Annotated in this window: 11 protein-coding genes; 6 read left to right on the forward strand and 5 right to left on the reverse strand. The window is 67.2% G+C overall.

Annotation, left to right across the window (positions count from 1 at the left end):
- The first annotated feature begins 18 nt into the window (after window positions 1–18).
- The 3 genes from IP93_RS01495 to IP93_RS01505 all read left to right on the forward strand — a co-directional run bounded on the left by IP93_RS01495 (window position 19) and on the right by IP93_RS01505 (window position 2,524).
- Window positions 19–945: a phosphoribosylaminoimidazolesuccinocarboxamide synthase gene (locus IP93_RS01495; RefSeq protein ID WP_144811256.1), complete on the forward strand. Its 927-nt coding sequence runs from the start codon at window positions 19–21 to the stop codon at window positions 943–945.
- 114 nt (window positions 946–1,059) lie between these two features.
- Window positions 1,060–1,536: an Mpo1 family 2-hydroxy fatty acid dioxygenase gene (locus IP93_RS01500; RefSeq protein WP_144811258.1), complete on the forward strand. Its 477-nt coding sequence runs from the start codon at window positions 1,060–1,062 to the stop codon at window positions 1,534–1,536.
- A 91-nt stretch (window positions 1,537–1,627) separates the two neighbouring features.
- Window positions 1,628–2,524 (forward strand): DMT family transporter, encoded by an 897-nt coding sequence (locus IP93_RS01505; RefSeq protein ID WP_144811260.1) that lies wholly within the window; start codon window positions 1,628–1,630, stop codon window positions 2,522–2,524.
- 36 nt (window positions 2,525–2,560) lie between these two features.
- Here IP93_RS01505 and IP93_RS01510 read toward each other — a convergent pair whose 3' ends face one another.
- Both IP93_RS01510 and nhaA read right to left on the reverse strand, forming a co-directional pair.
- On the reverse strand, window positions 2,561–3,439 hold the full coding sequence (locus tag IP93_RS01510) for an SDR family oxidoreductase (protein WP_144811261.1): 879 nt from the start codon (window positions 3,437–3,439) through the stop codon (window positions 2,561–2,563).
- 3 nt (window positions 3,440–3,442) lie between these two features.
- Window positions 3,443–4,675, reverse strand: a complete 1,233-nt coding sequence (gene nhaA / locus IP93_RS01515) for a Na+/H+ antiporter NhaA (protein ID WP_144811263.1) — start codon at window positions 4,673–4,675, stop codon at window positions 3,443–3,445.
- A gap of 93 nt (window positions 4,676–4,768) precedes the next feature.
- On the opposite strand from nhaA, the gene IP93_RS01520 reads away from it, so the two are divergent.
- The gene (locus IP93_RS01520) at window positions 4,769–6,598 is read left to right on the forward strand and encodes a methyl-accepting chemotaxis protein (RefSeq protein ID WP_144811264.1); all 1,830 of its coding nucleotides are present in this window, start codon (window positions 4,769–4,771) and stop codon (window positions 6,596–6,598) included.
- 13 nt (window positions 6,599–6,611) lie between these two features.
- Window positions 6,612–8,840, forward strand: a complete 2,229-nt coding sequence (locus IP93_RS01525; RefSeq protein WP_144811266.1) for an EAL domain-containing protein — start codon at window positions 6,612–6,614, stop codon at window positions 8,838–8,840.
- 35 nt (window positions 8,841–8,875) lie between these two features.
- On the opposite strand, the gene IP93_RS01530 is transcribed toward IP93_RS01525, so the two are convergent.
- On the reverse strand, window positions 8,876–9,613 hold the full coding sequence (locus tag IP93_RS01530) for a helix-turn-helix transcriptional regulator (protein ID WP_144811268.1): 738 nt from the start codon (window positions 9,611–9,613) through the stop codon (window positions 8,876–8,878).
- Between the two features lie 206 nt (window positions 9,614–9,819).
- Complete coding sequence (locus tag IP93_RS01535) at window positions 9,820–10,773, reverse strand: sodium:calcium antiporter (RefSeq protein ID WP_144811269.1); 954 nt, start codon at window positions 10,771–10,773, stop codon at window positions 9,820–9,822.
- Window positions 10,774–10,908: 135 nt separating this feature from the next.
- Between IP93_RS01535 and IP93_RS01540 the strand changes: the two genes are divergently transcribed.
- Window positions 10,909–11,619 carry a hypothetical protein gene (locus tag IP93_RS01540; protein ID WP_144811271.1) on the forward strand — a complete coding sequence of 237 codons (711 nt, stop codon included), beginning with the start codon at window positions 10,909–10,911 and terminating at the stop codon, window positions 11,617–11,619.
- A gap of 28 nt (window positions 11,620–11,647) precedes the next feature.
- On the opposite strand, the gene hmgA is transcribed toward IP93_RS01540, so the two are convergent.
- Complete coding sequence (gene hmgA / locus IP93_RS01545) at window positions 11,648–12,949, reverse strand: homogentisate 1,2-dioxygenase (protein WP_144811272.1); 1,302 nt, start codon at window positions 12,947–12,949, stop codon at window positions 11,648–11,650.
- Between the last annotated feature and the right edge of the window lie 16 nt (window positions 12,950–12,965).

Below are 12,965 nucleotides of genomic sequence, written 5' to 3' on the forward strand. Positions count from 1 at the left end.
CTTGTTGGGGGCTTCACGTTGTCCACGACCCTGCTTCAGTCCGACCTGCCTGGCCTGCCGCTCCGCCATCGCGGCAAGGTCCGCGACGTCTTCGATATCCCCGCCGACCGCCTGCCGCCGGGCACGCCGCCGGGTGATTACCTGCTGATGGTCGCCACCGACCGCCTCAGCGCGTTCGACGTGGTGCTGCCCGACCCGATCCCGGGCAAGGGCGAGATGCTGTGCCAGATCAGCAACTTCTGGTTCGCCAGGACCGCGCACATCATCCCCAACCACCTCACCGGGATCGACGTGGCCTCCGTGCTGCCAGCCGGCGTGGACCCGGCGCTGTACGCCAAGCGCGCGGTGGTCACCAAGCGGCTGAAGCCGGTGCCAGTGGAATGCATCGCCCGCGGCTACATCATCGGCAGCGGCTGGAAGGACTACCAGCGCACCGGGCGCATCAGCGGTATCACCCTGCCCGATGGCCTGCGCCAGGCGCAGAAGCTGGCCGAACCCATTTTCACCCCGTCCACCAAGGCGGCCGTGGGCGACCACGACGAGAACATCGACTTCGATACCGCGGTCAAGCTGGTCGGGCCGGACCTGGCCGAGCAGGTGCGCGACGCCACGCTGCGCCTGTACTCGTTCGCGCGCGACTACGCGGCCGAGCGCGGCATCCTGCTGGCCGACACCAAGTTCGAGTTCGGCACCGACGCCGATGGCCGCCTGTACGTGATGGACGAAGTGCTGACGCCGGACTCCTCGCGCTACTGGCCGGCCGACGAGTACGAAGTGGGCACCAGCCCGCCCAGCTACGACAAGCAGTTCGTGCGCGACTACCTGGAGACGCTGGACTGGGACAAGACCCCGCCGGGCCCCACGCTGCCGGCCGAGGTGATCGAGCGCACCCGCGCCAAGTACGCCGAGGCGCTGCAGAAGCTGGCCGGCATCAGCGTCGACTGACCATCGGCTGCGATGCGATGCACCGGAAGGCGCCCTGCGAGGGGCGCCTTTCTTGTTGGCATGACATCGGCAACCGGCACCGCGATACTCGGGGCAACGGCCCAGGAGACAGGCATGAGTACGAGCGAACGACCGATCGACCGCTGGTTCGCCCGTTATTCCGGCGACCACCGCAACCCGACCAACCAGGTGATCCACGTGGTCTGCGTGCCGGCCATCCTGTGGAGCGTGATCGCGCTGCTGTGGTGCATCCCGGCACCGGGTACGTGGTTCAAACCGGGGTTCTGGGCGGGCGTGGCCATGGTGGTCACGGCGCTGTTCTACTACCGCCATACGCGCAAGCTGGGGCTGGGCATGGTGGCGGTGTTCGTGCTGATGGGGCTGCTGACGCGCTGGCTCTACGACACCTTTGGCGTACACACCCTGTCGTGGCTTGCGATCAGCGTGTTCGTGGTAGCGTGGATCGGCCAGTTCGTGGGCCACAAGATCGAGGGGCGCAAGCCGAGCTTCCTTACCGACGTGACCTATCTGCTGATTGGGCCCGCCTGGGTGCTGGCCAAGCTGTACCGGCGGCTGGGCTGGGCGTATTGAAACACCGCCGCGGCGCGCAGCCGCCCGAAGTCGCATGCTCCGGCGTGCCCATGCGAGCGCACAATAGGGCGCCGACACCGGTGGACCGTCGATGCCCCCCCGCGACCTTGTCCTGATCCTGCTGGTCTGCCTGACCTGGGCAGGCAACTTCCTGACCTCCGCATTGGCGCTGCGTGAGATTCCGCCAGTGCTGTTCACCGCACTGCGGTTCGTGCTGCTGGCGGTGCCGCTGCTGTTCTTCCTAAAGCGCCCGGCGCCGGGGCAGTGGCCTCGACTGGTGGCCGTGTGCCTGCTGGTGGGGGTCCTGCATTTCGCGACCAGCTTCACCGCGCTGAAGCTGGCGGGCGACCTGTCCTCGCCCGCGATCGTGCTGCAGAGCTACGTGCCGATGACCGCGGTGCTGGCGTGGCTGGTGCTGGGCGAGCGCTTTGCGTGGCGCACCGGGCTGGCGATCGGCATCAGCTTCGTCGGCGTGCTGGTGCTGGGCCTGGACCCGATGGTGCTGGACCGTCCTGCCGCGCTGGTGATGATGCTGGTGTCGGCGTTCTTCCTGGCACTGGGCACGGTGTTGATGAAGGGCCTGCGCGGGCTGGATGCTTTCAGCCAGCAGGGCTGGACCGCACTGATAAGCGTGGTGCCGTTGCTGGCGGCCAGTGCAGTGCTGGAACCCGGCGCCATCGCCCGCCTGCCCGAGGCCAGCTGGGTGGCCTGGGCCGGCGCGCTGTACGCCGCCTTCCTGTCGTCGCTGGTGGGCCATGGCCTGTACTACGTGCTGGTGCAGCGGCATCCAGTGGCACAGGTGACGCCGTGGCTGCTGCTGGTGCCGGTGCTGGCGGTGGGGCTCGGCATCGCGTTCTGGGGCGACCGCCCGGGGCCGCGGTTGTTCATCGGCGGCGCGATGGTGCTGGGCGGCGTGCTGGTGATCGCGCTGCGCACGCTGGCGAAGGCGCGGTTGGCCAACACGCGCACCGGACGCGAGGCCCGCTAGCGGCTTCCACGCCCACGCCGTGGCGTGGCGGCGCGCTCAGTCCGCGGCGTCGCCCGCGCGCGGCTCGAACATCTCCGCAGTGGGGCGGAACGCGCGTGGCGCATAGCCGAAATCGCGCGCGGCGGGGGCGACATCGAACACCAGGTCGCTGCGCATGCGCCGCACGGCGGCCTCGCCCAGGCCGGTGGCGCTCCCGGTGAGCTGGGCCACGAAAAGCGCCGTGGTGAACAGCGGCGATGGCAGTTCGACCAACCGCGGCGCTGGCTGCAGCGTGGCCAACACGCGCGCGACCATCTCGCGATAGGGCAGCGTTTCGCCGCCGGGTAATGCGTAGGCGCGCCCTCGCGCAACTTCCGTGGCGACACAATCCAGGGCCGCCTGCGCGAGGTCTACCACGTGCACCGGCTGGCGCAGGCCACCGGCATTGCGTGGCAACGGGAATCGCCCCCAGCGCCGGGCCAGCACCGCGATCCGGGTCAGGGTGGCGTCACGCCCCGCGCCGTAGACCAGCGTCGGCCGCAGGATCGTGGCGCCCGCATGCCGCTGCCGGGCCGCGTCGAACACCGCCGCCTCACCGTCGCGCAGGCGACGCGCCACGTCACGCTCGTGGGCATCGGCGGAACCCAGCTTGGTGTCCGCGCTGGTGGAGCCGAACGCGACCACGCGACCGCACGCCAGGTCCGATGTGGCGTACCAGCGCGCGAACGCATCCAGCGGGCCACAACTGAAAATCGCGTCGACCTGCGCGGGCAACGCGGGCATGCGGCCGAAATCGCCCCGCAGCCACGCCAGGCCCGGCCGGTCAGGCTGTGGATCACGCGACAGCGCGGTCACCCGCCACTCCGCCCGCGACAAGCCGGCAAGCAACGGACGACCGATCTGCCCGGAGGCGCCAAACACCAGTGCATGCCGCATGGTTCAGGCCCGGGGCGGTGAGGGCGGCAGCACCGCGCGCAACCACAGGAAACCCAGCGTGGCGGCAATCACAGACGCGCCCAGGATGCCGAGCACCGCCTCCTCGTACAGCCTTGGGTCCTGGTAGGCGAGTGAGGCAATGAACAGGCTCATGGTGAAGCCGATGCCGCACATCATGCCCAGGCCCAGCATCGCGCGCAGGTCCATGCCCGCGGGGAAGCGCGCCCAGCCGAGCGCGCGCATCAGCACCGCGGCACCGACAATGCCGATCGGCTTGCCCACCACCAGCCCCAGCACCACGCCCAGCGGCAGCGCCGCCTGGGCATCGGCCAGGCTCAGCCCCCCCAGGTACAGACCGGCGTTGGCGAAGGCGAACACCGGCAGGATGACGTAGGCAACCCACGGATGCAGCGCGTGCTCGAGGTGTTCCAGCGGCGAGTGCTCGATTTCGTCGGGGATGTCGTTGTGCTTGTTGACGTGGGGAATCATCAGGCCCGTGGCCACGCCCGCCAGGGTGGCGTGCACGCCCGACTTGAGCACGCACACCCACAGCACCGCGCCCAGCAACAGGTACGGAGCCAGCCGCGTCACGCCACGACGGTTGAGCAACCACATGCCCGCCAGCGCGGCACCGGCCCACGCCAACGCAGCCAGCGACAGGCCGTGCGAGTAGAACAACGCGATGATCAGGATGGCGATGAGGTCATCGACCACCGCGATGGTGGAGAGCAGCAGCTTCATCCCCACCGGCACGCGCGAGCCCAGCAACCCCAGCGCACCCAGGGCGAAGGCGATGTCGGTGGCGGTGGGCACGGCCCAGCCACGCATGGCCTGGGCATCGCCATGGTTGAGCGCGGTGAACAGCAGCGCCGGGACGGCCACGCCCGCACTGGCGCACACCAGCGGCAGCACCAGCTGGTCACGCCCGGCCAGTTGTCCGCTGAGCGTTTCGCGCTTGATCTCCAGCGCCACCAGCAGGAAGAAGATGGCCATGAGGCCATCGTTGATCCACAGCACCGCGGGCTTGGCGATGTCCAGCGCGCCCACCCGCACCTCCACCGGCATGTCGCGGAAGGCGTCGTAGGCCTCATTCAGGGGCGAGTTGGCGAAGATCAGCGCCAGCAGGGCCGCGCCAATGAGCATGATGCCGCCGGCGGCTTCGAGCCGGAAGAACTCCCCGAGGGCCTGCAGCGCGCGCACTGGCACCGATGGGGTATGCACGGTCGAATCGGTCATTCGCGGAGTATACCGGCCACCTGCATCGGCCCGGTGTTTCACCGGTAGCCGCCCGGTACCCGCAACCGTACGCTAGGCCCTCGTCCGAGGGCCATGGAAATGACTTTGTCGCTGCTGTCGCTCGTCGACCCACTTGCCGCGATTGGATTGGCCCGCGATAGAAGAAGGGCCAACCACCAGTCGTCGCAGATCGTCGAGAACGCCAGTGCCTGCATCATGGTCTCGGACGCCGACGGCATCATCGTATCCATGAACGCCGCGCTGCGAGCGCTGTTCCTGGAGACGGCGGACGATATTCGCCAGCAATATCCGTTCTTCGACCCGGCGAAGCTGATCGGCACATCGTTCGACGTCTTTCACGCCGATCCTGGGCACCAATGCAACCTGCTGCGCTCGCTCACGGCCCGTCACGTGGCGCGAATCCGTATCGCGGCACGCACTTTCCAACTGGTCGTCACGCCGCTCCGTGATGATGCAGGCCTCACCACCGGCTACGCGGTGGAATGGACCGACCTGACGCCACTGCTGGCGGTCAGCCAACGCGAAACCCGGTTCCGCTGCGCCCTGGACAACATGAGCACGAAGCTGATGATCGCCGACGCCGACGGCGCGATCGTCTACCTCAATCACGCATTGCTCAGGATGTTCCGGCGCTGCGGCGGGGCACTCCGGGAACGCTTCCCCGGCTTCGATCCCGACCACCTCATCGGTCGCAACATCGACCTCTTTCACCGCCGCCCCGAACACCAGCGCGCAGCGCTCCGCGAGCGCGTTGGCAGGATACCGGCAACCATCGAAGTGGCCGGGACCAGGCTTGAGCTGGAGGCGATGGCCATCCGCGACGCCGACGGGACCTACCAGGGCGCCTTCGTGGTCTGGGACGACATCAGCGCGGTCCATTCGCTGCTGGGTGATGTGGCCGCCGGCGAACTCGGGACCCGTCTTGAAAGCGAGCACTTCGATGGCAGCATGCGGCGGCTTGCTGAACTCCTGAACCAGGTGATGGAAACCATTTCGGCACCGATCGACAACGCGGTTCGAACGGTCGGCGCGCTATCGACCGGCGACCTTACGGCCAGGATGGGCGACAACGGCCGCGTGCTGCACGGCGCTTATCTGGACCTGCAAGACAGTCTGAATCGCTCGATTGAATCGCTTGCCGGGATCGTCGGCAGCATCCAGACCGCCGCACGTTCGGTGCATCAAGCCGCCGGTGATATCTCCGAAGGAAGCGCCGAACTCAGCGAACGTTCGGAGCGGCAAGCTGCGGCAGTCAGGGAGTCGGTGTCCGATGTCGCCGAGGTCACCGCCATCTCGCACGTCAACGCCGAACGCCTCACGGCCGCATCGACCAGCGCCACCGGGATCTCCCGGGATGCCCAGGCGGGTGCCGCACTGGTCCGGGACATGGCAACGGCGATGCGGCAGATCCACGCGGAGAACAACCAGGTCAACGAGTTCCTGGCACAGATCGAGGCAATCGCGTTCCAGACCAACCTGCTGTCCTTGAACGCCGCCGTTGAAGCAGCCAGGGCGGGAGTCGACGGCAAGGGGTTTGCCGTGGTCGCCAGCGAGGTACGGGCACTGTCGCAGCGCTGCACCGAGTCGGCCCGCCATATCCGGCAGTTCGTCGAGTCTTCGGTCAGGACGGTGACGCAGGGGCGCCGCCTGTCGACTGAGGCCAGTGCCCGGATCGAGCAGATCGTGGATTCAGTGCAGGCGCTCGACGCGTCGTTGCATGAAATTTCCCGCAATGGGATCGAGCAGCAGGCCAAGGCCAGGCATATTGGAGAGGTAACGGCACAGATCGACGCCATTACCCGGCAGAACGGGGTTCTGGCGGAGCAGACCGCGGTTTCGGCAAGGTCGCTGCAGGGACTTGCGGCCCAGTTGCTATCCCGAACCGGCGAATTCCGCACCTGATCGGCGACGGAGCATGGAGTTTCCCGGATCGGAATGGGCCTCGATCTCAATCGACGAGCATGAGTTGCAGCTTCGCAAGCGGTTCCTGGGCTTGTCGAGCGACGATGCGACGACGTTGGAAGCCCTGCGCGAAATCGTGGGCGCCAACCACCAGATGTTCGTCGACGACTTCTATGACCACTTGTCCACGTTCGAGGAAACCGCCAAGCACATCAGCGAGGACGAAACGCTCGCCCGGCTCAAACGCGCCCAGCATCGCTATGCCGTCGAGCTCCTCTCGGGGAACTACGACCTGGACTATGCGCGCAACCGCCTGCAGGTCGGCTTCGTCCACCATCGGATCGGTCTTGCGCCCCATCTCTACCTCGCCGCGTGCGGCCGGCTGATCACCGGCATCGCCCGGTCATTGCCTTCCCTTTTCCAGGAGGGGCAACCCAAGGGTGCGGAGGCACTGATCGCGCTGGTCCGCGTGTTGATGCTCGACGTGGGATTTGCCATGGACGCGTACGTCCACGCCGACCGCAAGGCCTTGGCGGACACCGTTGCTTCCCTCCGGGACAGCCAGAGTCGACTGGCCGAATCGCAGGAACTGGCGCAACTGGCCCACTGGGAGCTGGTGCCTGAAAGCGGGGAATTGCGTGCCTGCGCACGCACCCTGGAGTTGCTATGCATGGATCCGACAAGCGCCCTGCCGGCGCAGGACCGGCTGCGCCAATGGATCCATCCCGACGATCGGCGCATGGTGGACGACGCGCTGGAAAGCGCAATGACGTCGGACGCGACGTACGACATCCGCTATCGCGTCGAATGCGTCGATGGCCGGCGTTATGCCCTGCGTGAGCGGGGGCGCGCCTTGCGGGATCCGGACGGCAGGACGCTGCGGGTGATCGGCGTGATTCAGGACATCTCGTTGCAGTCCGCCCAGCTGTCCCGCATTGAACAGCTTGCGCACTTCGACAACCTTACCGGGCTACCCAACCGCGCGCACTTCTATGCCGCATTGGATCGGGCAATCTCCGCCTGCATGCAGAACGGCGGTTCTTTTTCGCTGCTCTTCATCGACCTGGACAACTTCAAGGACATCAACGACACGAAGGGCCATGGCATTGGCGACCTCGCCCTCGTCGAGATAGCGAAACGGATCAAGGGATACCTGAGATCGCAGGACCTGGTCGCGCGACTTGGCGGCGATGAGTTTGTGGTACTGGCGGAAAGGACCGACGCGGCCGCGGCGAGGAAACTGGCAATGGCGATCGTCGAATGCCTCACGCCTGCGATCTGGGTCCGCGGCGAAGCGTTCCGCATGAAAGCAAGCATAGGGATTTCAAGCTACCCGCTCGACGGCGAGGACAGCGAGCGTCTCGTCCGGAACGCCGACACCGCGATGTACGCCGCGAAACGCTCGCGCAGCGGGATCGAAGCCTATCGCGCGGACATGAGCCGTCGGCTTGAACGGAGGATCGACATGGCCAGTCGCCTCGACCAGGCGCTCAGGCACGGCGAACTGCAACTTCATTACCAACCGCAGGTTCGGCTCGACGACGGCGGGATCGTCGGCATGGAGGCGCTTCTCCGCTGGCACGACACTGAACTTGGCTGGATCAGGCCCGACGAGTTCATTCCGCTTGCCGAGGAGCGCGGGATGATCGATGCCGTGGGCGATTTCGTCGTGGGACAGGCCTGCGCGCAGATTCGCGCCTGGCGGGGGGCAGGCCTTCTGCTTCCCGGCCGGTTGGCGCTGAACATATCGGCGATGCAGCTGGACGCAGACACATTTTCCGAACGCCTCATCACGGCCGTGACGCGGGCAGGCCTGAGCCCCACGGAATTCGACCTTGAGCTGACGGAAAGCGGCATCATGGTCGACCCCGTCCGGTCGTTGGCCATCATGAAGTTGTTGAAGGCCGCCGGGTTCTCGCTTTCGGTTGACGACTTCGGGATGGGCTATTCCTCGCTGTCGCACCTCAAGGGCTTCCCCTTCGACAAGATCAAGTTGGACGGAAGCTTCGTCCAAGGAATGCTCACCGACCGGAGCGACTACGCGATCGTGATGGCGACCGTGACCATGGCCCGCAACCTGGGACTGCAACTGGTCGCCGAAGGCGTCGAGACAGCGGATCAGGCCGTCGCACTCAAGTCGATAGGCTGCGAGCTCGCGCAGGGTTTCCTCTACGGCCGGGCTTGCCCTCCGGAAGTATTCGCTGCCCGATGGCTGCAATCGGCGCCAGCTGCTGGTCACTGAGCTGCACGTGCGACGGCATGCCGAACGCCTATTCCTCAGTGCGCGGCGATGGTGGGCAGCCAATGCCCTTGCCGCCAGCGCATGCTCGCGTAGGCCAGCGAAGCCGTGTTATCCAACCCGAGCTTTTCCTTGATCCGGCTACGGTAGTACTCCACCGTCTTGACGGAAAGAGCGAGCTTTGCCGCAATCTCGCTGGGGCCGACGCCCTCGCCCACCAGCAGGAACACATCCAACTCCCTTGGGGTCAAGGGCAGCTTGGGCTTTTGCAGCGTCGCCTTGAGCGGACAGTGGTCGCATGGCCCTGCATCCGGTTGGCGCCGATTGCAGGTGACAAGCTGCCTGAGGGCCTGGCGGACTTCGGGATCCCCGGCGGACTCACTCAACATGCCGCAGGCACAGACAAGGTCGGGCAGTTCGCCCTCGCCCACGTGATGCCTTGGCGTGACGAGCAGGACCCGTGGCCGGGTCTCGCTGCTCGCGAATGCCGCCCTGAACGCACCGCTCCGATCCAGGTCCGGGTCCAGAAGCAAGCAATCCACGGCATTGTTCCCGGACTGCGCGATGACCTTCCATGGATCCTGGTCGGACAAGCAACGGTCGACTTCCGGCATTGCGCGCAACAGACGGAACAGGCCCTCGCGGACAAGCGGTTTGGTCACGGCAACGAAGGCGTTGATGGTTCCCGCGCCGGTCGTCACTGCCGGAGACGCTCCTGCGCGCGCGCGCAGCCCACCAACGCTCTCGTCCCCTGACGCCCTCTTCACCGCGATCATTCCTCATTCATCGGCGGGTCCGCTGGAAATTCTTGCCGCCGCCAGAACCTGCCAGGTCCTTGTAGCACGCCGCGAGCAGCAGCGCCTATTGGAAGAAGCCTCATTGTCCGCTGACTTTGTTACCGTTGGCGCGAGGCACGGCCCCCGACCATGCAGGGGCCATGGCTCATGACCTGGCATGCGGCGCCACGCCTCATCGGCCGGGCTCAGTGCTGGATCATCACCAGCTCGAACGCCACCCACCCCAACAGTGCCACCATCAGCGTGCCGCCCTCTCGCCTGCTCACGCGCAGGTCGCCACGCAGCATCGGCACCATCATCAGGGCAAACACCAGCGCCGACGGCAGCTCGAAGCGCACGAACGACGCGGGCAGCGGCAGCGGGTTGAACACCGCCATGCCGCCCAACACCAGCAACACGTTGCACAGGCTGGAGCCGATGACATGCCCGGCGACCAGGTCGCCCTGTCCGCGGCGTGCGGCGGTGATCGCGGCGGCCATTTCGGGCAGGGCGGTGCCGATAGCCACCGGCAGCAGCCCGGTGAGCAGCGGGCCCATGCCCAGGCCGGCGCCCAGCACCGGCGCGTGGGCCACCACCAGGCGCGATCCGTAGTACAGCAGCACCACGGCAAGCACGAAGCGCACGATGTTCAATGCCAGGTCGCTGCGGGTACGGGCAAACGCCTCGATTTCCGCCTGCAGATCCGGCGTTTCGTTGCGGCCGCGCACCAGCGCGAACGCCACCACGGCGACGAACGCGACCAGCAGCACCAGGCCATCGCCGCGCGAGAGCACGCCATCGAGCCCCAACCCCATGACCGCCAGAGTGCCCAGCAGCAGCACCAGCAACAGCGGCGACAGGGCGCGCCAGTGCACCAGCAACGGCGCGGCGAACGCGGCCGCGCCCAGCGTCAGGCCGACGTTGACCACGTTGCTGCCCACCGCATTGCCCAGGGCCAACGACTGCTGGCCGCGCACGATGGCCTGCCCGTTGACCGCCAGCTCCGGCAGCGACGTGGCGAAGGCCACCAGCAGCAGGCCGGTGGTGAAGGGCGTCAGTCCCAGGCGCTGCGCCAGCCCCGAGGCGCCCTTCACGATGGAATCCCCGCCCAGTGCGAGCAGCACCAGGCCCAACAGGAACATGCCAACGGCAGTGAGCATTGTCCTTCCTCCCCTAGGGTGACAGGGGATTCTAAGCCGGCGCCGGTGGCGGATGCGCCCCCCTGACGACCGGCGCGGGCCCGGCTCCGGAAATGGGCATGTCATCACGCATTCATACGGCCTGCCTATCGTGCAGTGGGCCTGACCATGGAGGACCACTCGATGCTGCTGGCGAAGACCGACAAGGCCCGCACGGCCATCCAGAACCGCGATGCAGGCCTGACCGCGCAAGAGCGCCACATCCTGATCGTCAGCAACGGCCAGCGCAGCCTCAACGACATCGTGTCGATGCTCGGCCCGGCGATATTGGCGTCCATCGACCGGCTGCTGCGGGACGGCTACCTGCAGCCCGCCGCAGCGGAACGCACGGTGGACGGCTTGGCCTCGACGAGCCAGGGGATGCATGCCCTGCTGCGGGCATCCCGCGACCTTGCCAGCAAGGTGCAGGAGCGCGCGCACGTCGTCATCGAGGCTGCCACCACGGCAGCGGCGCCACCGCCGACGTCATTCCCGGCCGAGCCCGTGGCAACGCTGCCCACGCCACCCGCCGCGCCGCGCGTTGGCCCGCGACGATCGCTGGCTGCGGCCAAGATGTACATGCTGGACATGCTGCAACTGCAGCGCAGTAGCGAGGCTGCCTCGCTCAAGCTGGCGATCCAATCCAGCAGCAGTGGCGAGGAGATCCTGGGCAGCCTCATCGACAGCCTGCGCCACCTGCGCGATGTCGCCACGGCCTCCTATTACGACCGCGTCGCCATGCGCTTGGGCGAGGTGCTCCCCGAGGAATTCGTGCCGCACCTCGCCGCTGCGATGCGGGTGGACACGGCGGCCTCCAGCGCAGCCTGAAGCCGGCGACAACGCCGGCGCCACGGGTTCAGGCCGGCGCGCGGAAGTGTTTCACCAGCCCCGCCCAGCATGCCTGGTATTCGCGCTGGCGGTGCGATGCCGCGATCGCCTGCGCCGTCGGCCGGATCACCGCGCGCGTCTCGAACATGAAGGCCATCGTGTCGCTGATGTAATCGGGCTGGCTGAGGTCGGCGCTGCTGGCCTTCTCGAACGTGGCCGCATCCGGGCCGTGGCCAGTCATGCTGTTGTGCAGCGAGCAGCCGCCCGGCACGAAGCCCTCGGCCTTGGCGTCGTAGGCGCCGTGCACCAGGCCCATGAACTCGCTGGCGATGTTGCGGTGGAACCAGGGCGGTCGGAACGTGTCCTGCATCGCCAGCACGCGCGGCGGGAAGATCACGAAGTCCATGTTGCTCACGCCCTCGCTGTCGCTGGGCGAATGCAGCACCAGGAAGATCGACGGGTCCGGGTGGTCGTGGCTGATCGAGCCGATGGCGTTGAAACGGCGCAGGTCGTACTTGCACGGCGCGTAGTTGCCATGCCAGCCAACCACGTCCAGCGGTGAGTGGCCGATATAGGCGCGCCACAGGTGGCCCTGGAACTTGGCGACCAGCTCGAAATCGCCTTCCACGTCCTCGTAGGCCGCATTCGGGATCTGGAAATCGCGCGGGCTGGCCAGGCCGTTGCTGCCGATCACGCCCAGGTCGGGCAGCTTGAGCATCGCACCGAAGTTCTCGCACATGTAGCCGCGCGCCTCGCCGTCGGGCAGCGACACGCTGAAACGCACGCCGCGCGGGATCAACGCGATTTCCTGCGGCTCCACGTCCAGTACGCCCATCTCGGTCTCGATGTGCAGGCGCCCGTGTTGCGGCACGATCAGCAGCTCGCCGTCGGCGTCGTAGAACCAGCGCCCCTGCATGTCGCGATTGGCGGCGTACAGGTGGATGCCCACGCCGGCCTGCGCGGCAGACCCGCCATTGCCCGCCATGGTGAACAGCCCATCGATGAGATCGGTGGGCGCCGAAGGCGCGGGCAGCGGGTTCCAGCGCAGTTGCTCCGGCGTGACCGGTCCGGTGCCAAAGTCGTTGTGGAAGCGCGGCTGCTCAAAGGACTTGAACTCGCCATGCACCGCCGACGGACGGATACGGTACAGCCAGCTGCGGCGGTTGGCATGGCGCGGCGCGGTGAATGCCGTACCCGTCAGCTGTTCGGCATACAGGCCGTGCGCCACGCGCTGCGGCGAATTGCGCCCCACCGGCAGCGTGCCGGCGATCGCCTCGGTGGCGAACTCGTTGCCGAAACCCGTCTGGTAGCCGTTGCTGCTGATCGCCATCGCACCCGTCCTTGTA

This window comes from Aerolutibacter ruishenii (assembly GCF_007830115.1).
In the GTDB taxonomy this organism is placed as follows: Bacteria; Pseudomonadota; Gammaproteobacteria; order Xanthomonadales; family Xanthomonadaceae; genus Aerolutibacter; species Aerolutibacter ruishenii.